Raw genomic sequence first — 23293 nt, forward strand, 5'->3', positions numbered from 1 at the left:
ACAAGGAGCCATCAATGCCGGTGCAGCCCACCCGTGGGGGTCCCTTCGGTGCACGGCTCACCCGGCGCGGGTTCATGGCGGCGGGCCTTGCGGGCGGACTGACGCTGGCCGCGTGCGGACAGTCCAAGTCGACGGCGCCGAGCAGTGCCACCAAGATGGCGGATGCGATCGCCGCGGCGGAGGCGGCCCGGCCGCACAGCGGACGCACGGTGACGGCCAGGTTGACCGCGCAGGTCAGGCAGATCGATCTGGGTGGGCCCGTAGTCCGGACGCTGACCTTCGGTGACACGATCCCCGGCCCGCTGATCCGGGCCGCGATCGGGGACGAGCTTGTGGTGCGGGTCTCGAACAACCTCGATCGGCCGACATCGGTGCACTGGCACGGTATCGCGTTGCGCAACGACATGGATGGCGCCGAGCCGGCGACACCGGACATCGCAGCCGGGCAGGAATTCACTTACCAGTTCTCGGCGCCGGATTCGGGTACCTTCTGGGGCCATCCCCACACCGGCCTCGACGAGGACACCGGCTTGTATGTGCCGGTCATCATCGATGATCCGACCGAGAGTGACTACGACGTCGAATGGATTGTGGTCCTTGATGATTGGACCGACGGTGTGGGCAGGAGCCCGCACCAACTCTACGAGGAACTCACCAATCCGAACAAGACGAACGTGCCGCCCCCACCCGAAACCATGTCATCGACCACGAGTACCCCCACGTCGGAGACGAGCACCCCCGCAACCACAGCAACCTCCATTAGCCCGTCGCCGCCCGCGGCCCCCGCGCGCGTCGGCACCAGTGATCTTCTCGGCGGCGATGCGGGCGACATCGCCTACCCGTTCTATCTGATCAACGGCCGAATTCCCGCCTCCCCCACCGTCTTCAACGCAAAGCCCGGCCAGCGGATCCGGATCCGTTTCATCAACGCCGGTTCCGACACCGCGTTTCGCGTCGCGCTGGCCGGCCACACCATGACCGTCACCCACACCGACGGGTTTCCCGTCATACCGACGGAGGTCGACGCACTGCTCATCGGGATGGCAGAACGATACGACGTCATCGTGACCGCGGCCGAGGGGATCTTCCCACTGGTCGCGCTGGCCGAAGGCAAAAACGCGCTGGCGCGCGCGTTGCTGTCCACCGGCAAGGGCAGCCCGCCCGATGCCCAATTCCAGCCGACGGAACTCACCAAGCGGGTGGGCACCGTCGCGATGTTCGCTGCCACGACACCAGCCCGGCTTCCGCGTCCCGATCCCGGTCTCGACCTTCCGGTCGTGTTGGGCGGCAACATGATCCAGTACGACTGGATAATCAACGGCGAGCCCTACAGCAAGACCAGTCCGCTGCGCGTGCAGCAGGGGCAACGGCCCACCATCACGTTCGACAACACCACCGTGATGTATCACCCCATCCACCTGCACGGGCACACCTTCCAGCTGATCAATCCCGACGGAACGCTGGGCGCCCGTAAGGACACCCTGATCGTGCTGCCCAAACAGAAGATGCTTGCCGTGCTGGTCGCCGACAATCCCGGCGTGTGGCCACTGCACTGCCACAACACCTATCACCAAGTCGCGGGGATGATGACCCGGCTGGAGTACACCCTTTAAACGCTGCCGAGAAAGTCCAGCAGCAGCTCGTTAACCGTGGACGGTTGTTCGATTTGCGGACAATGACCGGCGTTGTCGACCACGACCGAGCGCGCGCCGTCGATTTGTGCGGCGGTCTCGGCGGCCCAGCCGGTGGGCAGCAACTTGTCGTCGCCCCCCTCGACGATCAGCGTCGGCACCCTGACGCGCTGGTATGCCCGTGCACTCGACGGCGTCGGTGGTCGCCCCGCACCTGGCCGTCGAAACCTGGCCGCGGCCACCGCCTCCCACGCACCCGGCGCGGTGCTCGATGCGTACCGGCGGCCCACATACTCGTCGTCGGCCGGATAACGAGGATCGTGAAACAACGCCGCGACGATGCGGCGCATGCCCGGCAGGCTCGCGTCGTACTCCTGCAGCGCCACAAAGTGCTCGTTCTGCTGAATCTCGCCGCCGCCGCAGATGATGGCCAGGCTGCGGACCGGTAACAGCGGCGTGTCCGCCGTGGCGTCGTTGAGCAGGTTGATGGCACCCATGGAGTTGCCGGCGAAGTGTGCCGACTCGACACTCAGGACCTCGCAAAACCGCGCCACGTGCCGGATCCGCATACCCCGGCCGTTGACGAAGTCGATCACCTTCGCCGAATTTCCGTACCCCAACATGTCCGGGGCCAACACCCGGTAATGCGCGGCCAATGCGGAAATATTGCGCTCCCAGCCGAGTTCGGCGCTGGCGCCGAACTCGCCGCCGTGCAACAGCAGCAGCGGATCGCCGTCTCCGGCCTCCAGATAGCCGGTGGTAAGCCCATCGACCACGACGGTCTTGTAGTGCAGGCCCATCACTTGATCGCGATCGGGTTGACTGGGGAGCCGACGGCACCGACCACCCGTAACGGTGGTGCGACAAGCTGAAATTCGTACACACCGTCGGCGCCGCAATCCTCGGCCAGCGCCGTCAGGTCCCAATACTCGCCGAAGATCATGCCCATGTCGCGCAGGCAGAGCAAATGCAGCGGGAACGTGATGCCGTCGACGCCGGATACCAGGTCCTCGACCTGAAGGTTGTCGGCCGCCACCGCAGCGATCTCGTGATCGTGCAGCCACTGCGCACATCGCCAATCCAGCCCGGAGTAGCCCGCCGTCTTGTTGCCGGTCATGAGAAACTGTGTCCACCAACCTGTTCGGATGAGCACGATGTCGCCTCGCCCGATCGTCACGCCCTGCGCGCGGGCCACGTCGTCGAGTTCTTCCGGCGAGATGGGATTACCGGCCTCCAGAAAGACCTCCGCTCCCCGGTGGCGTACCAGGTCCAGCAGCACACCGCGCGACGTGATGCCCTTGACGTCCACTTTGTCGATGCCGCAGTGGTAGGCGCCCATACTGGTCACCGAATCCGCCGGAAAGCCGTTGTAGAGCTGGTCGTCGTAGTAGACGTGTGACAGCGCGTCCCATTGGCTCGCGGCCTGCAGCGGCATGATGATGATGTCGTCGTTGAAGCGGAACGGATTGTCGGCGGTCATGTAGCCACTGAGCTGTTGCGCCAACGGGTTACGCGGCCAGTTGGGCCCATACTTGGCCAGTGTGTTCACGTCACCGCCGTCGACGGTCATGATGTGCACCGGGTTATGCCGAAACTCGAACGCGCCTTGCGGTCCCGAGGCGCCGAAGTCGACGCCGAGCGGAAAAACCTTGCCGTGCCGGACCAGGCCGGCGGCCTGTGCAACCTTGTCGGGGGTGATGAAGTTCAGGGTGCCAAGCTCGTCGTCGTCCCCCCACCGGCCCCAATTGGAAACGTCACGCGCGAGCCGCCGAAAGTCAGTCAAGTCGGTCACGAGGATCCTTCCCGCGCGGGTAAGAGGTCCCGGGCGGTTGCCGCAGCGACATTCCCACCGTCGACCCAAATGACCTGTCCCGTGATGTAGCTGGCCGCCGCACTGTTCAAGAAGAGCAACACCGCCGCCTGCTCGGCGGGTTCGCTCACCCGGCCCAACGGCTTCGGGATGTCGTCGAGGAAGCCCTGCCCGTAGGCGGTGCGCAGCTGATCAAGGATCGGGGTCTCGGTCACCCCGGGGGCCGAGCAATTGATGCGGATACCGCGAGCCCCCAACGGCGTGACGCTTCGCATCGTGTAGAGGATGATCGCTTCTTTGGACAGCTGGTAGCCATTGCCCACGCCGTCGGGGTTGGCGCGGCACCAGTCGATGCCCTCGCGCATGGTCGCGGTGTTCAGCAGCGGCGCCACCATCGTCGCATGTTCGCGGTACGCGGCCGCCGCCAGCGAGGACACACTGACAATGGACGATCCCGCGACCATTTTCGGGACCATCGCCTCGGTGAGCTGACGCAAGCCCAGAAAGTTGATCGTGGCGACCAGCACCGGATCACCGATTCCCGAGGAGACCCCGGCGACGTTGAACAGCGCGTCGACGGGACCGCCGATGCGCGCCGCGGCGTCGTCGATCGCATCCGGGTCGGCGAGGTCTACCTCGTGAAAGGCGGCGACCTGAACCGACGGTCGGCGCAGGTCCAAGCCGATGACCTCGGCACCCGATTCGGCGAGCCGACGGGCCACGTGTTCGCCGATGCCCGACGCACACCCGGTCACCACCGCGCGGCGGCCCTGATAGCCAAGGTCGATTACGCCCACGTTCTTCCTCAGAGCTGGCGGCGATCCGGGATCACTTGCTGCGCTCCTCCTTCGCGCGCTGCGCGGCCTGGACCCGCCCCTCGTTGATCTCGGCCATCGCCTCGGGAATCTCACTGGCAGTGAAGTTACCGCCGCGGCCGGTGGGCAGTCCGCCGAACGAGTAGTTTTCGTCGAATTTCGGCGCCGCGGATTGTGGTCGCCGCGACTCGACCTTTTCGATGACCGGCGCCAGGCGCTTGGCCTTCTCCGCCACCGCTTTCGCGTCGCGTTCGATGAACTCGGGCAGCACTTCTTTGCCCATCAACTCGATGGATTCCATGGTGCCCTCGTGGCTGCGCGGGTTGAGCAGCAGGATGATCTCGTCGACGCCGCTCTCCTCGTAGCCGCGCAGGAATTCGCGCACGGTGGACGGGGATCCGATCGCGCCGCGTCCAGGGCCGTAGGCCAGCGTCGGGTCCTTGGCGACCTCCTGCAGATACCGTTCCCACACCCCGGTGCGGCCCGGGGTGTGCACGCCGGTCATGTAGTAGTGCATGATGCCGAACGAGAAGAATCCGCCGCCCTGGCCGAGCCGCTCGAGCGCCTGCTTGTCGGTCTTGGCGACCATCATCGACAGGTCACCGCCGATGGCCAAGATGTTGGGGTTGATCCGCGGCGTCACCGGCACCCCGTTCTCCTCGAATTCCTTGTAGTAGCCGTTGACCCGCTCGGTCAGCGGACCGGGGCCGGTGTAAGCGAAACTCAAAGCGCCGATAGCCTTTTGGGCGGCCATCTGCACGCTGGCCGGGCGGGTGCAGGCCACCCACACCGGCGGATGCGGCTTCTGCAGCGGCTTGGGCACCACGTTGCGGGCCGGCATCTGGATGTGCTCGCCCTGAAACCCGGAGAAGGGTTCTTCGATCATGCATCGGATCGAGACCTCAAGCGCCTCTTCCCATTGCGCGCGCTTGTCGGCGGGGTCGATGTTGAACCCGCCCAGTTCGCCGACGGAGGACGACTCGCCGGTACCGAATTCGACCCGTCCGTTGGACAACAGGTCAAGGGTGGCAATGCGTTCGGCCACCCGGGCCGGGTGATTCACCGCCGGTGGCAGGTGCATGATGCCGAACCCCAGCCGGATGTTTTTGGTGCGTTGGCTGGCCGCGGCCAAGAAGATCTCCGGCGCGGTGGAGTGGCAGTACTCCTCGAGGAAGTGGTGCTCGGTCAGCCAGACGGTCGAGAATCCGGCCTTGTCGGCGGCCGCCACCTCGTCCAGGCAGTCCTGCAGCAGCACATGTTCATCGTCGGGCGCCCACGGCCGCGGCAGGGCGAACTCGTAGAACAGTGAAATTTTCATTGTTACCTCCTTAGAGACTCAGGCCAGACTGGCAAGGTGTTTCGCGGCGACGAAGCCGAATGTCATGGCGGGACCGATCGTCGCCCCCGCTCCCGCATAGCTGCGGCCCATCACCGGTGCCGAGGTGTTGCCCACCGCATACAACCCGGGCACGACGGTCCGGTCGGGCCGCAGCACCCGGGCGTATTCGTCGGTCAGCAGACCGCCCGAGGTGCCGAGATCGCCGAGCACGATGCGGAACGCGTAGTAGGGCGGGTCGCCCAGCGGATACAGATTCGGATTGGGCAACGTCGCATCGCCGTAGTAATTATCGTAAACGCTGTCCCCCCGGTTGAAATCGTCGTCGTGACCTTTGCGCGCGAGCTCGTTGAAACGCGCCGCGGTGGCCCGAAGTTCGGCCGCCGGGACGCCGATCTTGACCGCCATCTCGTCCCAGCTGTTCGCCGCTTTGACCACACCGGATTCCAGCCAGGCCGACGGCACCTTGCGCCCGGTGGGGACCGGCGCGAAGGGAATCTTCGGTATCGGCAGATGCCCGCCCACCACGTAGCGGTTGAAGGACCGGTGATCGGTGATCAGCCAGCACGGGATGTGGGTGACCCCGGACTTCTGCCCCTCGATCATGGCGTGGCCGAAATCCATGTACGGCGCCGCCTCGTTGATGAAGCGCTTGCCGTCGCCGTTGACGATGAACTGCGCAGGCATCATCCGCTCGTTGAGCATGAATTGCATCCGCCCGTCCGGCCATTGGATGGCCGGGAACCACCAGGCCTCGTCGAGCAGATCGGTTGCAGCGCCGACCTTTTGGCCGGCGCGGATGCCGTCCCCGGTGGCGGCGGGATTGCCGAAGCTCCAGTCCTGCGCCAGCACCGGCAGCTCCTCCTTGCGCCAGGCGAGGTCGTGATCGAATCCGCCGGATGCCAGGATCACCCCTCGCCGCGCGCCAATTCGTTGCGCGTCGCCGGCACGCTCGATCATCACACCGGTCACCGCGCCGTCGGCGTCGGTGAGCAATTCGGTCATCGGGGCGTTCAACCAAAGTGGGACGTCACACTCACGCATCGCTAGTCGCAACCGCGCCGCTAGCGACTGGCCGATCGCGGCCATCCGCTCGTTGAACACCCGCGCCTTGAACATTCGCCACATCAGTTTCACCAGCACACCCTTGCCGGCCCACGACTGCCTGATCCGGTAGAAGGTCCGAAGCTCTTTGGGGCCCAACCATATTCCCCGGGGAGCCAGCGCCAGGGGTTGCAACAACGTCTGCTCATCGGGGCCCAGCTTGCGCAGATCGATGGCCGGCACATTGATGGTGCTGCCCAGCTGCGAGCCCCCGGGCAATTCCGGGTAGTAGTCGGCGTAGCCGGGCTTCCAGACGAATTCGAACCAGCCGGACAGGCCCTCGAGGAACTCGAGCATCTTCGGGGCGGACTCGACGTACTGTCGGATGCGCGCCTCGCTGACCAGACCGTCGGTGATCTTGAGCAGGTATCCGACCACACCCTCGGGGTCCGGGCAGTAGCCCTCCCGGCGTTGCGCCGGCGCGCCGGGCACCCAGATGCCGCCGCCGGACAACGCGGTGGAACCCCCGAAGTACGGCGATTTTTCGACCACGAGGGTCTTGAGTCCGGACACGTGCGCGGTCAGGGCGGCGGCCATGCCGCCGCCGCCGGACCCGACGATCACCACGTCGACGATGTGGTCGAAGTCGTCCATCTGGGTTCCGGTCATGTCGGTGTCGCCGTCCGGATCGCGAACCCGGCGATCAGTTCTTCGGCCGGCTTGTAGTAACGCAGCACCGTCCGATAGCCACCCATGGCTGCCAGCGCGCCGAAAGCGGCTATCCAGCTGCGGATCTCGTGCGCGGAACTGCCGCCTTCGTAGGTCACGAACGCGTTCGACCAAAGGTCGAACTCCGCCAGGCGCCCGTCGTCGATGATCTCCAGCACGCGGTGATCCCACGCCGGGTTGAGGGGTTGCAGGTCGCTGTGGCCATCGGCAAAGGCCTTGGCCGCTTCGATGACGGCGACCTGGCGGGCCTGGCGCTGCTCGGTTGTCATCGGCCGGCCCTGCACGATCCGTTCGAGGACTTCGGGAGCCGCCGTGGCCAGGGTGGGCACCGGGGGGCTGTGGGAGAGTCCGCCGGAGCCGATCACCAAGACCCGCTTGTCCAGGCCGGACAGGTAATTGCCCACCGCGGTGCCCAACGCCCGGCAGCGATGCAACGGCCCCAGGGGCACCGCGACCGCGTTGATGAAGACGGGGATGACCGGCCGCGACACCGCATCCCCGAACAACTTCTCCAACGGCTGAACCGTGCCATGATCGACGTCCATGCTGGCCGATACCGCCACATCGATGCCGGCTTCCAGCACCGCCTCGGCACACCGTGCGGCCAGCTCGGCCGGCACGTCGAGCGGACCGGCATGCGTGCCATAGTCCCCAACCCCGTTGGCGCTCAATCCGATACAGAATGGCGGCATCGCCTTGTAGAAGAAGCCGTTGTAGTGGTCCGGCGAAAAGATAACGACCAGCTCGGGGTCGTAGTCGCGGACGAATTGGGACGCCCCCGCGATGGCGCCCTCGATGTCGTCAAGCAGGTCCCGCGACGGCCCCGGAAGATTCAGGAGCGGGCTGTGGGACATACAGCACAGAGCCATGGTCACTGTCGACATCACCCCCTCCCGGAATCAGCGTCAGGGCATCGAGGATCGACGCGCTCAGCTCGGGCGCGAGCTGAGCGATGCAGGCGCCCGCTATGCAACGGTCGGGCCGCAAGAACAGCACCGATTCGGCGTGCACGTCGAACCACGATTTGAGTCCGCCGGTGCGGTCGCCCACGACGACGACGTCGGGGTCGTCGTGTCCGGTCCAGTGCAGCTGGGTCAGCGGCCGCAGCGCGATAAAGGCCGCGCCCAAAGCTTTCCACTTCGCAAAGGCCTCGTCGCCGAGAATCTTGCGCGGGTTGTTGTTCCAGCACAACACGGCGAACCAGGGGCCGATGACGTCGTCCAACAAGACATCCCGTTCGGTCCGGGTATCGACCCGGGGCTGGATGAACAGGGTGCCCACCGGAGATTCGCCGCGCCGCGGCGCCGAATGCACGACGGCGCCGTGCTCGTAACGCGGCATCGGTTTGAACCGCATCTCCAGCACATAGCGCTTGAGCGTCGGCACAATCGACGCCGAGCGCACCAGCACATCGCGGGCGGCGGCCACGTGACGATTGGTCGGTGAGATGACGCGGCCCACCATGGTGGACAGGTCGATCATGGCCCGGGCGTGCTTGCGACGTTCCATGTCGTAGCTGTCCAACAATTTGTCCTCGGCGCGACCGCTGACCACGGCGGCCAGTTTCCAGCCCAGGTTGGCCGCGTCCCGGATGCCGCTGTTGTACCCCTGCCCCTGCCACACGGGCATCAGGTGCGCGGCGTCGCCGGCCAGCAACAGCCGGCCACTGCGAAAGGCCCCGGCGATGCGCGAGTGGTGGGTGTAGACGCGGCGCCGGATCACGTCGACGCGACCGGGTCGTGGCACCATGCGGGCCAGCATCTGCTCCAGGAACGCGGGATCCTCGGCCTGCTCGTCGGTTTCGTGGGCGTGAATCATGAACTCGAACCGGCGGATTCCGTGCGCGATCGAGATCGAGGCGTAGGGGCGTTCGGGGTCGGCGCCGACCTCGCTGTTGGGGTGGCCCAGCGGGTCGTTGGCGATGTCGACCACGAGCCAGCGGGTGGGTGACGTCGTCCCGTCGAACGACACGCCCATCATCCGGCGCGTCATGCTGCGGCCGCCGTCACAACCCACCACGTAGCGGGTCCGCACGCTGTCTTGCGCACCGCCGCCCAGCTCGACGGCCACCGCGTCGGGGGTGTGCGCACATGCCGTCATCGGCCGGCTCCACCGGACTTCCACACAGTCGAATCTGTCTAAGCCGGAAAGCAATTCGGCATCGACGAGCGGCTGCACGAAGCCGTTGCGCTTCGGCCAGCCGAACCGTGCATCGGGCGGCGCCATCTCGGCCAGCACTCGGCGCTTGGCGTCGTAGAACCGCAGGATCTGATTCGGGACGGTGTGCGGCAGCACCCGGTCGGCCAGGCCGATCGATTGGAAGGTGCGCAACGACTCGTCGTCCAGACCGACGCCGCGCGGGTAGTCGATGAGAGTGTCACGCTCCTCGACTAGCAGGGTCCGAACCCGCTGCATGCCAAGGATATTGGCCAGCGTCAAACCAACCGGGCCCGCGCCGACGATAACGACGTCGAAATCCACGCCTCGGGTCTGGTGCCTGGCCGATTCCATCAGCGGCCCAGCAGAAAGTCGAGATGCAACTGGTTGAACGTCTTGGCGTCTTCGTACTGCGGCCAGTGCCCACAACCGGGCAGCACCTCGAATCGGGCGCCCGGGATCATCGACGCCATCCGGCGTCCCTCGGTGACGTCGGCCGTGGGGTCGTCGCTGGTCCACACCACCAGCGTCGGTGCGACGATCGACCCGTACTCGTCCGGTCCGAGGATGTTGCGCGCGCGAATCTCGGGATCCTGCAACGCCATGATGTCGCTCATCGCCGAGACGAATCCCGGCTGGCGATATATGCGTTGCCGGCTGGCAACCAGGTCGTCATAGTCCTTCGACTTGTCGGCCATCAGCCATTTGATGCGGGCCTGCACCGTTTCCCAGGTCGGATTCTCCGCTGCCGCCATCGACAGCGTGACGATCCGCTGCATCACCACCGGATCGGCCTGGGAACCGCCGGCGGTGTTGAGCACCAGGCGCTCAACGAGTTCCGGGTGGTCGACGGCGGTCCGGGCCGCCACCCAACCGCCGAGCGATTCACCGCTGAGGTAGGCGCGGTCGGCGCCGATGGTGCGCAGCACCGCCACCACGTGATCGACGTAGTGGCTCACTTCCAGCGGATGTCCGGGCTTGTCGGTGTACCCGTGTCCCAGCATGTCGATCGACCAGGTCCAGAAGTGCTCGGCGTGCGCGCCCAGGTTGCGCACATACGCCTCGGCATGACCGCCCGAGCCGTGCAGCAGCAGCAGTACCGGCTTGCCGGCATCGCCGGCCCGCAGGTAGCGGGTCCGGACGCCGTCGGCATCGAGGTAGCCCTGCTCGAACCCGACACCTTGCAGATCGCTCCAGATGCTTTCGAACTCCGCCACGGTTCCTCTCTGCCTTGCCTCTGGTGGAAATCCGGTTCTCGTTTTAGACTTACCAAGTGTGCGAATATCGCACACTTATGTGCGTTATATAAAAGAGCTTCGCTCTCCTAGGAAGGTCTGTCAAGACTGTGACGGGTACGGGTACCGGCTCGCAGACCCTGGCCAGGGGACTCACCGCGCTGCACATGGTGGCTGACTCCCCGACCGGACTGACCGTGCAGCAACTCGCCGACCAGGTCGGGGTGCACCGGACCATCGCCTATCGGCTGCTGTCGACGCTGGCCCAGTTCCGGCTGGTCGCCAAGGGAGAAGACGGGCGGTACCGGCCCGCGGCGGGCCTGGCCGTGCTCGGCGCGTCGTTCGACCGCAACGTCCGACAGCTGAGCCTGCCGACGCTGCGCGCCCTGGCCGACGACCTGGGCACCACGGTGTCACTGCTCGTCGCCGAGGGCGACCAACAGGTGGCGGTGGCGGTGATCGTGCCCAGCCACGTCGCCTACCAGCTGTCGTTCCACGAAGGCAGCCGCTACCCACTGGACCGCGGCGCCGCCGGAATCGCCTTGCTCGCAAGCCTTCCGCCGCGCCCCGGGGAACGCGAACTGGTGGCGCGGGCACGCGAACGGGGCTGGGTGACGACCTACGGGGAGATCGAGCCGAATACCTACGGTCTGGCCGTGGCGGTACACCGTCGGGCACCGTCGCCGCCGACGTGTATCAACCTCATCTCGCATCGAGAAGATGTGGTGCTGCGCGGGCGGGAGGCGGTCATCAAAGCCGCGGCGCAGTTGTCCGAGCTGCTGAGCTGAAGGGATGCCATTCATGTCTTGGGACCCCGAAATCGACCTCGAAACCGATGTCGTCGTGCTGGGGACCGGCGGCGCCGGGCTCACCGCCGCCCTGTCGGCGGCCGCCGCGGGCGCATCGGTAGAGGTGTTCGAAAAGGCCGCGACCATCGGCGGGACCACCGCGGTATCGGGCGGCGTGGTATGGATTCCGGCCCATAAACGTTGTCCCGACGGCGAATTGACCGAGATCGATGCGCTGCGCTACCTGCGTGCCCAGTCCCTCGGTCAGATGGACGACGACTTGGTCGAAACGTTCGTCCGGACCGGTCCGGCCATGCTGGAGTTCGTCGAGGCGCACAGCGGCCTGCGCTTCGAAGTCGCCGCCGGCTTCCCGGATTACCGTCCGGAGCTGCCGGGGGGACGACCGACGGGTGGCCGGTCACTCAGTGCGGGACCGTTCGACCTCAACCAGATAGGTGAGTGGGGCGGCCGGATCACCTCGTTTCCCGCCGACTGGTCCAACGTCGGTTTCGATGCCGAGACGCGCGCTCGTCTGCACGCGGCGATCGAGGAAGGCAGCGAACTGTGTGTGGCCGGCACCGCCTTGATCGCGGGGCTGCTCAAGGGGTTACTCGACGCCGGGATCACCCCGCACACCAATGCTCGTGCCGAAGAGCTCATCGCCAAGGGCGGCGAGATCGTCGGCGTGCGCATCGCGCTCGCCGAACGCACCATCCGGGTGCGCGCCAGGCGCGCAGTTGTATTGGGAGTCGGCGGTTTTGAGTGGGATCCGCGGTTGGTGCAGGCCTTCCTGCGCGGACCCATGCACGGTGCGGTCTCCCCGCCCAACAACACCGGCGACGGCCTGCGCATGGCGATGGCACACGGCGCGGATCTGGGCAACATGGGCGAGGCCTGGTGGGTGCCGATCGTCCAGATTCCCGGCGACACCATCGACGGCAAGCAGCGCAGCCGCAGCGTGCGGCTGGAGCGGACCCGGCCGCGCAGCATCATCGTCAACCAGGCCGGGCACCGGTTCGTCAACGAGGCCTGCGACTACAACTCGATGGCCGGCGCGTTCCACTACCTGGACCCGCGGGGCGGCTACGTCAACGACCGCGGATGGATGATCTTCGATTCGGTTCACTTGCGGCGCTACGGTTTTCTCGGTGTGGCGCCCGGCGAGCCGGTCCCCGACTGGTTCTGCGAATCCGCGGACCTCACCGAACTGGGCGCCAAGACCGGTATCGACGCCGACGGGCTGATCCGCACGGTCGAGGAGTGGAATCGCCACGTGGCCCGGGAGGTCGATCCCCAGTTCGGCCGGGGTTCGAGTGCCTACGACGGCTACTGGGGCGACGACAGCGCCACCACCGTCGCCGGGAAGACGCTCGGCCCCATCGACACCGCGCCGTATTACGCGGTACCGGTGCGCATCGGCGCGATGGGGACCAAGGGCGGGCCGCGCACCGACCACGACGGCCGCGTGCTTCACGTCAGCGGGGAGCCCATCCCCGGGCTGTTCGCCGCGGGCAACACGATGGCCGGGGCGACCGGGCGGGCCTACGGTGGGGCGGGCGGAACGATCGGCCCGGCAATGGTTTTCGGCTACCGTGCCGGCTACACCGCCGCAACCGGGAAATCGGTAGATCAGGGCTAATCCTCGCCGCGACACTTAACCGGTTGCGACAACACGCCGTAAAGCGCCGCAATGGTTTAAGTTTCGGGCAGCAGCGGCGGGTCGGATTGCTTCAGCGGTACATCCACGCAGATGTGCGTGCCGTGCGGGACGTCGAGCAAGACGAACACTCCGCCGGCGGCGTCCACGCGGGCGCGATGCGACGCCAACCCGATGTGACCCTCCCCCAACCGGCGTGCGATGGTCTCGCCGCTGAACCCCACTCCGTCGTCGACCACATGCATGACGCATCGGCGATCGGTGACCCCGAGCGTCACGGAGGCGTGCCGGGCTCGCGAGTGTTGCACGATGTTGGACACCAGCTCGCGCGCCACCCCGAACATGATCGGGTCGATCTCGTTGCGGATCGGGTAGTCGATGTCGGTGGTGATCTCGATGCCCGAGCGCTGGGCGGCATCGGACACCAGCTGGTGCACCGCCGCGCCCAGACCGACCTGTTCCAAGACAGCGGGATGCAGCTCAAAAGTGGCCTGCCGCAAGCGCTGTGAGGCGATTTGAAGGCCGGCCAGCGCACGCTCGACGCGCTCGTCGCCGGGCAGTTCCGTCTCCAATTCGACGAGTTCCTGGCGCACCACCAAAATGTCCTGCAACGGTCCGTCGTGGATCGACTCGGAGATGCGACGCTGCACGACGTCCGACGCGGTCATGGTCTGCGCGAGCAACTCCTCACGCAGCACGCTGAGGCCGGCCACCGACCGGGTGTGCCGGTCCTCGATGCGGACGGCCAGGTACGCCGTCGCGCACAAAAAGCCATACAGCGCAAAACGAAAGATGGCTTCGAGCAGTCCGACCGAACGCAGCATGTCCGGGTCCTGAAGCACCGCGATCGCGAAGCCCGCCATGGAAAAGGAAAGCACCACCGCGGCCCGTCGCGAGGACACGTCGAGTCCCAACAGGATGGGCAGCATGGTCATGATCAACAACGGGTAGACGCCGTCGGTCGACAGCAGCTGAAAGACCGTCAGCGCAATCACGTCGATGACGGTGAAGGCGAATGGTTCCAGCCGGCGCACCGTCCCCCGGCGAGCGGCCGGCAAGAACGCGCGCGCCATCGCGCACAACGCGGCGAACGCATACCCGGCGATCAGGACGCCCTGCCGCGGCCACTCCGAGCGGCTGGTGCCGATGATCGTCGCGGCGACCATCAGGCCGACCACGCCGATGCGAACCACCGACGCGATGCGGTACGAGCGAAGCTGATGAATCCCGCGTACCCGGCGCAGTTCCGCGTCGCTGGTATCGGCCACGCGAACACAGTACTCATCCGAGTCGGCCGCGCCGGGGCGACGCGGCAAAATACGCATCAGGTCGCCCGTCGTGGCGAACGGTGCTGGTACGGACAGGCGTTACACTGTCCGCCATGGCCGGCGCAGCAACGCCCGAAAAGGTCAGCGTCGTTGTCGGCGATGATCACCCACTGTTCCGCGAAGGTGTCGTGCGCGCGCTCGCGCTGAGCGGTTCGGTGAATGTCGTCGGCGAGGCCGACGACGGCTCGCAAGCGCTGGACCTGATCAAGAAGCACCGTCCCGACGTCGCCCTGCTCGATTTCCGGATGCCCGGCATGGACGGTGCGCAAGTGGCTGCGGCAGTGCGCAGCAACGAACTGCCCACCCGCGTGCTGTTGTTGTCGGCCCACGACGAGTCGGCGATCGTGTACCAGGCGTTGCAGCAAGGAGCGGCCGGCTTCTTGCTCAAGGACTCGACGCGCACCGAGATCGTCAAGGCCGTACTCGACTGCGCGAACGGACAGGACGTGCTGGCCCCGTCGCTGGCCGGTGGGCTGGCCGCGCAGATCCGGCAGCGAGCCGAGCCGGCGACCCCGGTCCTGTCCGCCCGAGAGCGCGAGGTGCTCGGCCGGATCGCCCGCGGCCAGAGCATCCCCGCCATCGCGGCCGAGCTGTTCGTGGCGCCGTCCACCGTCAAGACGCATGTGCAGCGGCTATACGAGAAGCTCGGTGTCAGCGATCGGGCGGCTGCGGTCGCCGAGGCGATGCGACAAGGCCTGCTCAACTAGCCGCGGGCCACGCTTCGGGCTCCCGAAACGACGCCGGCTCCTCGTCGCACAGCATGGCCCTGGCGAATGCCTCGGCCTCGGCGACCAGGCGGCGGGCCCGGCGCTCAACTTCGTAGAGGTGGGCGGCACTGATGCCGGCGTCGATCAGCTGTTGGCGGGCCACGACGAGCGGGTCCACCGCGGCGGCGTCGCTCGGGCATTCGGTCACGGCGCGCAGCAGCACGGGACCTCCGCCGGCACTTGCCCTTCGGATTGCGTCTGCCACCGAATCGCGAACGGCCGCAACGTCATTGCCGTCGACGGTGAGCACCTCAATGCCCTGGCGGGTGCTTGCGTCGTCGTCCGGGCCCGCGTCTTCGACGATGAAGACGACCGGCAGCCGCCAGGACGTCGCGATGCGCGCGGCCTCGGCGAAGTCCGCGGATTCGGCGTCGTGCGTTTCCATCACGCACACCGTGACCCTGCCATCGTCGACCAGTTGCTTGCCGTAGGCATGTCCCACGGCCAGCAACGGTGACTGCTGCAAAGCGCTTGACAGCGAACACAATCCGCGAATGGACGCCACGAATGGCGCCTCTTCGCCCGCGTCCGACCCCAGACCGGGACCGGTCAAGGCGGCGATCGCCGGCGCCAGCGGCAACGCGCACCCGATCTGCTGGGCGTGCTGCAGATGGACGACCCCGGTGGTCATCAAATCGCCGGGACGCAGCGCCGCCACGGTGCCGATGGCCACGGCTTCCTGGCCGAAGGCCGGCCGCACGGGCTGATTGAGCCGGCCGTCGATGCGCAACTCCTCCACCGCCATGTCCAGCAGGCGCAGGACCCACATTTGTCGGTACAACTCGAGCTGGTCACGCAACCGCGCCGCTGAGACGTCAGGGGTGTGAGTCATGCCGGTGTCTCCTCACTGGTCGGGATACACCAGCGAAGTTAGGCGGCCGGGGCCCGCCACAACTCCGCCGATCGGACCGCTATCGAGAGGAATGCTCCGTCCCCCGATCGGGGGACAGCCGAGGATCAGTCCGGGTGACCACCGGCGCGCAGCAGCAGCCGCTCGGCGGCCGAGTACGGGTCGTCGCGGCCGTCGACGACGGATTCGGCAAGCCCGTCGAGATCCGGCTGCGCGCGCAACAGGCTGTGCGCCAGGGACAGGATCTGGGCGCGGGCACGAGCCGCCCGACGCGCGCGGTTGTCGCTGCGGTGGTGATCGTCGATGGCGGTGACGAGCTCGGCGATGCCGTCGCCCCGTGCCGCGACGAGGCTGATGATCGGCGCGTGGGTTTCGGCGCGCAGATCCCGCACCGTCTGTTCGGCGCCGTCCCGGTCGGCCTTGTTGACCGCCACGATGTCGGCGACCTCCAGCAGGCCGGCCTTGGCGGCCTGCACCGCGTCGCCGGCGCCGGGGTTGAGGATGACGACGGTGGGGTCGGCGACGGCGGCGATCTCGATCTCCGATTGGCCCACCCCGACGGTTTCCAGCAACACCAGCTCGTAGCCGATCGCGCCGAGCACCCGGATCGCCGCCGGGACTGCGGCGGCCAGGCCGCCGAGATGGCCGCGGCTGGCGACCGAACGAATCAACACGTCAGAGTCGTTGATATGCGCGGTCATTCGAATGCGGTCACCGAGCAGTGCACCGCCGCTGAACGGCGAAGACGGGTCGACGGCCAACACGGCCACCCGCGAGCCACGCCCGCGATAGGCCCCGACCAGGGCCGTCACCGTCGTCGACTTGCCCGCACCGGGTGGGCCGGTGATGCCGATGACGCGCACCGTGTACGGTGTTGCGGGGCCGATACTCGCCAGCACCTCCTCGCGCCGGTCACCCTCGACGAGACTGAGCAACCGACCGGCGGCACGCGGAGATCCGTTGCGCGCCCAGGAAATCAGGTCGGCGATGGTCATGGACACATTATGGGGCGGACATTGCCGCTGACGTTCACCTCGTCCGCGTGAAGGTCGAGCATCTTGATGGTGGCCACGACGATTGCTTCGGGCACGCTTTCCTCCAGATGGGCATGAGAATTTTATTCTCTCAACAGGAGAGTGCCAGTTGCAATAACGACCGGCCCGCGAGACTGCAACGAGCGCCGGCCCTCGGGTAACGCGTCGTAGTTGCAGTGTCGCGGACAGAATAGGGGCACGGTTCACGACTACGAGGAGGCGACGCCCGGCCATGACCCAATCGCAGGGAACAATCGCGGTGCCGGGCGGCAAGGTCTGGTTCAAGCGAGTCGGTGGTGGGCCGGGCCGCCCGCTGCTCGTCGTTCACGGCGGCCCGGGCGTCCCGCACGACTACCTGCTGGCGTTGCAGCGCCTGGCCGACGAGCGAGAGGTCATTTTCTGGGATCAGCTCGGTTGCGGGAATTCCGAATGCCCTTCGGACACCGGACTGTGGACGATGAATCGCTCGGTCGCCGAGATGGACGCCGTGATCGATGCCCTCGGCCTGGAACGTTTCCACCTCTTTGGCAACTCGTGGGGCGGCATGCTGGCCCAGCAGTACGTGCTCGACGTGCCGACGACCGCGGTGAGCCTGACGATCTCGAACAGCATCGCCTCCATTCCCCAGTTCTCCGGCATGGTGGCACGGTTGAAGCGCGAGCTGGATCCGGCTACCCAGGCCGCCATCGACCGCCACGAATCCGCCGGTACGACGTCCTCAGCCGAATACCAGGACGCGATTCGCACGTGGAACGAGACGTATCTGTGTCGGGTCCGGCCGTGGCCGTACGAGCTGCAGGACGCGTTCGCCCGGATAGGGGTCGAGATTTACACAACGATGTTCGGGCCCAGCGACTTTCACATTGTCGGAACGGTGCGCGACTGGGACGTCTTCGACCGGCTGGCCGAGATCCGAGTGCCGACCCTCGTCCTCGCCGGCCGGTACGACGAATGCGCTCACGAGCACATGTGGCAGATGCACCAGCGGATCAAGGATTCACGGTTCGAGTTGTTCGAGGCCAGTTCGCACATGCCGTTCATCGAGGAGCCGAAGCGCTTCGACAATGTGCTGCGAGATTTTTTGCGGCATAACGACGCTACCGGTCGTCGACCAACGTGACCGGCCGCTCGGCTCAGTTCTTTCCGGCGGTCAGTTTGTCAACGATCGTGCGGAAGTCTTCGGTCACGAAGGACTGGCTTTCGGCACAGAGCGCATAGTCGAGGCTGGCGAGCACGGCGCGTTCCAGATGGATGTTGAGCACCCGCTTCGTGCTCTCGACGGCTTGCTGCGGCAAGTCCAAGATTTTTCTCGCGCAATCGATCGCCTCGTCGACGGGATCGGCCGCGACGTGGTTGGCCAATCCGAGCTCCACGGCCCGCCGTGCGCTGATGCGCCGGCCCGTCAGCGCGTATTCCTTGGCCAGCATCAGGCTGATGTGCAGCGGCCAGGTCAGCGGACCGCCGTCGGCGGCCACCAGTCCCACCTGGACATGCGGATCGGCGAGGTAGGCGTCTTCGGCGATGTAGACGAGGTCACTCAGCGCGACGAGGCTGCAACCCAGGCCGACCGCGGGCCCGTTGACAGCCGCTATCACCGGGATTCGGCATCGCGCCATGCCCAGCACGATCTCGCGACCGTCCCGAATCGTCTTGGCACGCAGCTCGGCATCACCCGAAAGCTCCTTGAGGTAGGTGAAGTCGCCGCCGGCCGAAAACGCCCGGCCCGCACCGGTGATCACGGCCGCGCGGGCGGTGGGGTCGTCGGTGAGCCGCTGCCAGATTCGGGCCAGTCCAGAGTGCAGATCATCGTTGACCGAGTTCAGCGAGTCCGGACGGTTCAACGTGATGATGCGCAGGGCCCCGTCGGCACGGACGTCGATTTCAGCAGGCATGTCGTACACGTCAGACTCCCAATCCCAAAATTCGTGAAGCGATGATGTTCTTCTGTATCTGCGATGTTCCACCCATCACGCTTTGCGCGCGGCTGTACAGGTACGCGCTGAGCAGATCTGGGTCGCGGGTCCCCGAGGTGGCCAGTGCGGCGTGCCCCACGGATTGTTCGACCCAGGTCATCAGCAGCTTGTCGAGTGAGCCTTCCGAACCGTGGGACACACCATCGAGCTGTTCGGAAAGCCGCCGGCGCACGTGATGGGTCAGCATGTCGGACTGCACCGCCGCCCAGGCCAACTCTTCCGATATCTCGCCCTCGTTGCGGCTCAACAATTCTCGGACAAGCTTGCCGTATCGTGCCGCATAGCCGAGGGTGGCGGGCTCGCGTTCGTGCCCGACAACCGTCATTGCCACGGCCCACCCGTCACCGGGTGCGCCGACCATCCGGCCGGCGGGCACCGTGGCGCCGTCGAAGAACACCTGGCCGAACTCGTTCGTGACGCCGTTCATCATCTGAAGCGGACGTTGTTGCACACCAGGCTGATTCATCGCGACCACGAACGCCGACAGGCCACGGTGCCGCTTGGCTTCGGGATCGGTGCGGGCCAGCAACAGACACCAGTCGGCGACGTCGGAGTAGCTGGTCCAGATCTTGTGTCCGTGGATGACGTAGTTGTCACCGTCCCTCGTGGCAGTCGTGGTCAGCGACGCCAGGTCGGAGCCGGCTACCGGTTCGCTGAAGCCCTGGCACCAGCGTTCGGTGCCGTTGATGATGCCGGGCAGAAACCGCTTGCGCAGTTCGTCGTTGGCATGCGCGCCGATGCCATAGACCAGATAACCGACGCTGGGTCGCGGTGGTGCGCCGGCGCGCACCAGCTCCTCGTCGACGATGACGTCGTACACCGGTGCCAGGTCCTGCCCGCCCCAATCGCGCGGCCAGGACAGGCCGAAAAACCCGTTCTCGTACAGGGCGCGGTGCCAGTCGGCCATGCGCACCCAGTACTCGTCACCCGAGCCGGAGAACTCCTTGGCATGCTCGGTAAGCCAGGTGCGCAGGCGCATCCGAAATGCGGCCTCGTCGGGCGAGTCACGAAAGTCCAAAATCGATCTCCTTCAACCTGACGGGCCACAGCTCCGTCGATGTCAGTGCGCGGCGCAGGTAGACATGGGCGATGCACTCCCAGGTATTGCCGATGCCGCCGTGCACCTGAACCGTCGTCTCGCACACCGTTCTGGTGGCACGCGCGCAGTAGACCTTCGCCATCTGCGCGGCGCGGATGGCCCGTGCCGGTTCGAGTTCGTCGACGCCCCACGCGGCATGCCGCAACACGCTGATCGAACCTTCGATCAACGCCAGGCTTTCCGCGAGCAGGTGAGCGACGGCCTGATACGACCCGATCGGCCTGCCGTACTGTTCGCGAATCTTGGCGTAGTCACAGGCGACGGCGTGAGCACCGCGGGCGATGCCGACCAAATCCGCCGCCGTGATGACCAACGCGAGCGCCTGCCAGCGGGCCGCCTCGTCGGCGGGGAGGTCTCCGAGAGTCTGTGCAGCGCTGCCTAATTCGGCATCTTCGCGGGTCAAATCAGCACTCGCACGAATGCCACCGACGCCCGTGCTCCGCACCGTACGGCCGGACAACCACAGCGCGCGGCGGGCGCCTCGTGCATCGACCGCACGGTCGTCGACCGCCACGGTCGCCGCGGGTGTTCCGTCGACCTCGGCACCGAGGCGGCGAACCAGGTCATCAGCCAGTACGGGACCGAGGAACGGGCTGTCGACCAGGCGGCGGCCGAATTCCTCGGCGACGATTGCGACGTCGAATCCGGTGGCTCCATCGGAGCGCAGCGATCGCCACCCGGTTGCTGCGATCTGCTTGTCCAAACGGGTGATTCGGCTCTCGTCGGCGAGGTCCTGCACGGTCGCCGGCCCGAGGTCGTCGGCCAGCTTGGCGGCAGCATCGCGCAATTGCTGCTGTTCAGCTGTCAGTCGTACATCCATAGCGCTCCTTAAGCACTCGGCGCAGTACCTTGCCCGACGGCAGGCGAGGAATATCCGGCACGAACACGATCCGGCTCAGGCGTTTGTAGGAGGCCAGCGTCTCGTCGACCCGGGCGGTGAGGTCCGCGGCGACGGCCTGCACGTCGGCTTTATGGCGCGTGGTGATCGCGGCGACGACGGCCTCTCCATTGATTCCGTCCGGAATTCCGAACACCGCACAGTCCTCGACTGCGGGGTGAGCGTGCAGCACCGTTTCGATCTCGGCCGGAGCGACTTGGAATCCGCGCACCTTGATCATTTCCTTGAGCCGGTCGGTGATCCGCAACCAGCCGTCCCCGTCGAGCCAGCCCACGTCGCCGGTGCGATACCACCCGTCGCACATCACCTCGTTGGTGGCCGCGGCGGGCAGATATCCCGCCATCAGCGTGGTGGAGCGGGCCTGGATCTCCCCGACCTCGCCCGGTCCGACCGGCCGGCCGGTCAGCAACGAGACGACTCGCAGCTGCACCCCTGGCACCGCGCGTCCCACGGTATCCAGCCGCGCATCGTCGAGCGGATTGCACGCGATCACCGGCAATTCCGTGGTGCCGTAGGCCGGAACCCAGCCGACACCGATGCGCCGGGTCACCGTTTCGGCCACGCTCGCGGTGACCGGCGTCGCGCCCCACATGATGTAGCGCAATGACGACAGGTCGTACGACTCCAGCGTCGGATGGGATGCGATGGCCAACGCTATCGGTGCGACGGCCATTTCGATTGTGATGCGGTCCTTTTCGATGTGGTGCAACATTCGGTCGATGTCGAAGCGCGGGTGCAGCCGCACCTGGACGCCGGTGCGCAGCGCCGTGAGGATGTTCAGCAACCCCAGGATGTGCGACGGCGGGGTGGTTATCTGTATCCGGTCTCGGGAGGTCAGTTGCAGCGCGTCGCGCCAGTGCAGCACGGCGTCGGTCAGCGCGGCGTGGCTGTGCCGGACGGCCTTCGGTAAACCGGTGGTGCCCGAACTGAACACCAGCACGGCGTCGTTGGTCGGCGGACCCGAGATCGCGATCGGCTCCACCGCGGGGACCGGGTCGTCCAGGTGCAACATCGGCATCAGCGAGTCCAGGACCGGATGATCGCCGACGGCGTGCCCAGGTTCGGTGAGTCCCAGCGCGTCGTCGACCTCGTCGTGTTTCCATGCCGGACTGATCAGCACCGCGGTCGCGCCCAGCCGCCAGATCCCCAGCAGGACGGCGACGAATTCCGGTCGGTTGGCGGACATGACGGCGACGCGGTGGCCCGCGGCGACCCCCCGTTTGCGCAGCGCGACGGCCAGACCGTTGGCCAACGCGTCGAGTTGCGGCACGCTGAAATGCCGTTCCTCGAACACGAGCGCGGCCGGCTCGCTCACCCGTCTTGTCCTTCCCCGCAGGCCAGGCGCACCCGACAGCGGCGCAGTAGAGAAGATGCTATCGCTAGGTGAGAATAGTATTCTCTATACTGAAGAACGCAAGTACGGGCGCGCGGCCGTCACGCGAACACCGAGGAGGCTCGCAGGGTGGCAGATCCCACTTCGAACGGTGCCGAGCCGGGCACGGTGACGATCCACCTGGAGCGCAAGAAGGCAACGGTGCCGCTGATTCCGGGCGAGACGCTTCTGGAAAGTGCGCGGCGGGCCGGCCTGGACCCGCCGTTCAATTGCGAGGCCGGCAACTGTGGGACGTGCATGGCACGCCTCGAGAGTGGTCGCGCCACGATGCGGACCAATGACGCACTCGACGACGACGAAGTGGCCGACGGTTACATTCTGACGTGCCAAGGCATACCGGACACCGACTCGGTCACGGTGCGTTACGAGTAGTCACAGGAAGGTGACGACCTATGTCCACGAAGACCAAGGGCATCATCCTGGTGGAGAGCCGACCCAGTTCGCCCGAGCGCGACCAGGAGTACAACACCTGGTACGACGAAGTCCATTTACCCGAACTCGTAGCCCTCGACGGAATCGTCTCCGCGCGACGGCTGCGCCCGGTCAACCCGGACGGTCCGTACGTCGCCATCTATGAAATCGAGGGCGACGACCTACAGGCCGTGCTGGACAACATGATCGCCAACGCCGGCCAGCTGACCATGTCCGATGCCCTGCAGCTGGATCCCGCGCCCATCCCCCGACTTTTGCAGACCACGACCGAATGCACCGGCTCACCGAAATAGGCTGCGCCACTGCGTAAGAGAGGA

General features: G+C 66.4%; 22 protein-coding genes. 7 read left to right on the forward strand and 15 right to left on the reverse strand.

Annotation, left to right across the window (positions count from 1 at the left end):
• Positions 1–14: 14 nt before the first annotated feature.
• Positions 15–1613 carry a multicopper oxidase family protein gene (locus AWC25_RS03175; protein WP_069398299.1) on the forward strand — a complete coding sequence of 533 codons (1599 nt, stop codon included), beginning with the start codon at positions 15–17 and terminating at the stop codon, positions 1611–1613.
• Here AWC25_RS03175 and AWC25_RS03180 read toward each other — a convergent pair.
• The 8 genes from AWC25_RS03180 to AWC25_RS03215 are packed head-to-tail and all read right to left on the reverse strand — an operon-like array spanning position 1610 to position 10739.
• Positions 1610–2431, reverse strand: coding sequence for an alpha/beta fold hydrolase (locus AWC25_RS03180; protein ID WP_069398298.1), 822 nt, complete (start codon positions 2429–2431; stop codon positions 1610–1612). The two genes, AWC25_RS03175 and AWC25_RS03180, sit on opposite strands and share 4 nt — an antisense overlap.
• Positions 2431–3423 (reverse strand): cyclase family protein, encoded by a 993-nt coding sequence (locus AWC25_RS03185; protein WP_085166328.1) that lies wholly within the window; start codon positions 3421–3423, stop codon positions 2431–2433. The genes AWC25_RS03180 and AWC25_RS03185 overlap by 1 nt, the downstream gene beginning before the upstream one ends.
• On the reverse strand, positions 3420–4238 hold the full coding sequence (locus AWC25_RS03190) for a coniferyl-alcohol dehydrogenase (RefSeq protein WP_085166329.1): 819 nt from the start codon (positions 4236–4238) through the stop codon (positions 3420–3422). Before AWC25_RS03190 ends, AWC25_RS03185 begins: the two co-directional genes overlap by 4 nt.
• 31 nt (positions 4239–4269) lie before the next feature.
• On the reverse strand, positions 4270–5574 hold the full coding sequence (locus tag AWC25_RS03195) for an LLM class flavin-dependent oxidoreductase (protein ID WP_069398295.1): 1305 nt from the start codon (positions 5572–5574) through the stop codon (positions 4270–4272).
• A gap of 18 nt (positions 5575–5592) precedes the next feature.
• The gene (locus tag AWC25_RS03200; RefSeq protein WP_069398499.1) at positions 5593–7290 is read right to left on the reverse strand and encodes an FAD-binding protein; all 1698 of its coding nucleotides are present in this window, start codon (positions 7288–7290) and stop codon (positions 5593–5595) included.
• An 11-nt stretch (positions 7291–7301) separates the two neighbouring features.
• Positions 7302–8219: a 3-carboxyethylcatechol 2,3-dioxygenase gene (locus AWC25_RS03205; RefSeq protein WP_244899450.1), complete on the reverse strand. Its 918-nt coding sequence runs from the start codon at positions 8217–8219 to the stop codon at positions 7302–7304.
• Positions 8167–9846, reverse strand: a complete 1680-nt coding sequence (locus AWC25_RS03210; RefSeq protein WP_372513583.1) for a bifunctional 3-(3-hydroxy-phenyl)propionate/3-hydroxycinnamic acid hydroxylase — start codon at positions 9844–9846, stop codon at positions 8167–8169. The genes AWC25_RS03205 and AWC25_RS03210 overlap by 53 nt, the downstream gene beginning before the upstream one ends.
• A gap of 29 nt (positions 9847–9875) precedes the next feature.
• Complete coding sequence (locus AWC25_RS03215; protein ID WP_069398292.1) at positions 9876–10739, reverse strand: alpha/beta fold hydrolase; 864 nt, start codon at positions 10737–10739, stop codon at positions 9876–9878.
• 128 nt (positions 10740–10867) lie between these two features.
• Here AWC25_RS03215 and AWC25_RS03220 point away from each other — a divergent pair, with 128 nt between their 5' ends.
• On the forward strand, positions 10868–11545 hold the full coding sequence (locus AWC25_RS03220) for an IclR family transcriptional regulator (RefSeq protein WP_069398291.1): 678 nt from the start codon (positions 10868–10870) through the stop codon (positions 11543–11545).
• Between the two features lie 13 nt (positions 11546–11558).
• Entirely contained in the window at positions 11559–13184 is a 1626-nt protein-coding gene (locus tag AWC25_RS03225) for an FAD-dependent oxidoreductase (RefSeq protein ID WP_085166352.1), read from the forward strand.
• A gap of 56 nt (positions 13185–13240) precedes the next feature.
• Here the strand turns inward: AWC25_RS03225 and AWC25_RS03230 are convergent, their stop codons facing one another.
• Complete coding sequence (locus tag AWC25_RS03230) at positions 13241–14470, reverse strand: sensor histidine kinase (protein WP_069398290.1); 1230 nt, start codon at positions 14468–14470, stop codon at positions 13241–13243.
• Between the two features lie 113 nt (positions 14471–14583).
• Between AWC25_RS03230 and AWC25_RS03235 the strand changes: the two genes are divergently transcribed.
• On the forward strand, positions 14584–15237 hold the full coding sequence (locus AWC25_RS03235; RefSeq protein ID WP_044508434.1) for a response regulator: 654 nt from the start codon (positions 14584–14586) through the stop codon (positions 15235–15237).
• On the opposite strand, the gene AWC25_RS03240 is transcribed toward AWC25_RS03235, so the two are convergent.
• Both AWC25_RS03240 and meaB read right to left on the reverse strand, forming a co-directional pair.
• Positions 15230–16129 carry a thiamine pyrophosphate-dependent enzyme gene (locus AWC25_RS03240; protein ID WP_211281011.1) on the reverse strand — a complete coding sequence of 300 codons (900 nt, stop codon included), beginning with the start codon at positions 16127–16129 and terminating at the stop codon, positions 15230–15232. The two genes, AWC25_RS03235 and AWC25_RS03240, sit on opposite strands and share 8 nt — an antisense overlap.
• A 125-nt stretch (positions 16130–16254) precedes the next feature.
• Complete coding sequence (gene meaB, locus AWC25_RS03245; RefSeq protein ID WP_085166332.1) at positions 16255–17142, reverse strand: methylmalonyl Co-A mutase-associated GTPase MeaB; 888 nt, start codon at positions 17140–17142, stop codon at positions 16255–16257.
• A gap of 271 nt (positions 17143–17413) precedes the next feature.
• Here meaB and AWC25_RS03250 point away from each other — a divergent pair, with 271 nt between their 5' ends.
• Positions 17414–18301, forward strand: a complete 888-nt coding sequence (locus AWC25_RS03250) for a proline iminopeptidase-family hydrolase (protein ID WP_069398287.1) — start codon at positions 17414–17416, stop codon at positions 18299–18301.
• Positions 18302–18314: 13 nt separating this feature from the next.
• Here the strand turns inward: AWC25_RS03250 and AWC25_RS03255 are convergent, their stop codons facing one another.
• From AWC25_RS03255 to AWC25_RS03270, 4 genes are read right to left on the reverse strand one after another with little or no spacing between them, the layout of a single operon-like run.
• On the reverse strand, positions 18315–19082 hold the full coding sequence (locus tag AWC25_RS03255) for an enoyl-CoA hydratase/isomerase family protein (protein WP_069398286.1): 768 nt from the start codon (positions 19080–19082) through the stop codon (positions 18315–18317).
• Between the two features lies 1 nt (position 19083).
• On the reverse strand, positions 19084–20172 hold the full coding sequence (locus AWC25_RS03260) for an acyl-CoA dehydrogenase family protein (protein WP_085166333.1): 1089 nt from the start codon (positions 20170–20172) through the stop codon (positions 19084–19086).
• Entirely contained in the window at positions 20159–21073 is a 915-nt protein-coding gene (locus tag AWC25_RS03265) for an acyl-CoA dehydrogenase family protein (protein WP_069398284.1), read from the reverse strand. The genes AWC25_RS03260 and AWC25_RS03265 overlap by 14 nt, the downstream gene beginning before the upstream one ends.
• Complete coding sequence (locus AWC25_RS03270) at positions 21051–22466, reverse strand: class I adenylate-forming enzyme family protein (protein ID WP_085166334.1); 1416 nt, start codon at positions 22464–22466, stop codon at positions 21051–21053. The genes AWC25_RS03265 and AWC25_RS03270 overlap by 23 nt, the downstream gene beginning before the upstream one ends.
• Before the next feature lie 147 nt (positions 22467–22613).
• Here AWC25_RS03270 and AWC25_RS03275 point away from each other — a divergent pair, with 147 nt between their 5' ends.
• Positions 22614–22916 carry a 2Fe-2S iron-sulfur cluster-binding protein gene (locus AWC25_RS03275; protein WP_069398282.1) on the forward strand — a complete coding sequence of 101 codons (303 nt, stop codon included), beginning with the start codon at positions 22614–22616 and terminating at the stop codon, positions 22914–22916.
• 20 nt (positions 22917–22936) lie between these two features.
• Positions 22937–23269 carry a DUF4286 family protein gene (locus AWC25_RS03280; protein ID WP_085166335.1) on the forward strand — a complete coding sequence of 111 codons (333 nt, stop codon included), beginning with the start codon at positions 22937–22939 and terminating at the stop codon, positions 23267–23269.
• Positions 23270–23293: the final 24 nt, after the last annotated feature.

This window comes from Mycobacterium sherrisii (assembly GCF_002102355.1).
Classification (GTDB): Bacteria; Actinomycetota; Actinomycetes; order Mycobacteriales; family Mycobacteriaceae; genus Mycobacterium; species Mycobacterium sherrisii.

What these genes read in the sequence shown, in the direction of transcription:
- AWC25_RS03175 (WP_069398299.1), top strand. Translation starts at nt 15, where the DNA reads ATGCCGGTGCAGCCCACCCGTGGGGGTCCCTTCGGTGCACGGCTCACC.
- AWC25_RS03180 (WP_069398298.1), bottom strand. Translation starts at nt 2,431, where the DNA reads ATGGGCCTGCACTACAAGACCGTCGTGGTCGATGGGCTTACCACCGGC.
- AWC25_RS03195 (WP_069398295.1), bottom strand. Translation starts at nt 5,574, where the DNA reads ATGAAAATTTCACTGTTCTACGAGTTCGCCCTGCCGCGGCCGTGGGCG.
- AWC25_RS03200 (WP_069398499.1), bottom strand. Translation starts at nt 7,290, where the DNA reads ATGGACGACTTCGACCACATCGTCGACGTGGTGATCGTCGGGTCCGGC.
- AWC25_RS03205 (WP_244899450.1), bottom strand. Translation starts at nt 8,219, where the DNA reads ATGTCCCACAGCCCGCTCCTGAATCTTCCGGGGCCGTCGCGGGACCTG.
- AWC25_RS03225 (WP_085166352.1), top strand. Translation starts at nt 11,559, where the DNA reads ATGTCTTGGGACCCCGAAATCGACCTCGAAACCGATGTCGTCGTGCTG.
- AWC25_RS03235 (WP_044508434.1), top strand. Translation starts at nt 14,584, where the DNA reads ATGGCCGGCGCAGCAACGCCCGAAAAGGTCAGCGTCGTTGTCGGCGAT.
- AWC25_RS03240 (WP_211281011.1), bottom strand. Translation starts at nt 16,129, where the DNA reads ATGACTCACACCCCTGACGTCTCAGCGGCGCGGTTGCGTGACCAGCTC.
- meaB (WP_085166332.1), bottom strand. Translation starts at nt 17,142, where the DNA reads ATGACCATCGCCGACCTGATTTCCTGGGCGCGCAACGGATCTCCGCGT.
- AWC25_RS03250 (WP_069398287.1), top strand. Translation starts at nt 17,414, where the DNA reads ATGACCCAATCGCAGGGAACAATCGCGGTGCCGGGCGGCAAGGTCTGG.
- AWC25_RS03265 (WP_069398284.1), bottom strand. Translation starts at nt 21,073, where the DNA reads ATGGATGTACGACTGACAGCTGAACAGCAGCAATTGCGCGATGCTGCC.
- AWC25_RS03280 (WP_085166335.1), top strand. Translation starts at nt 22,937, where the DNA reads ATGTCCACGAAGACCAAGGGCATCATCCTGGTGGAGAGCCGACCCAGT.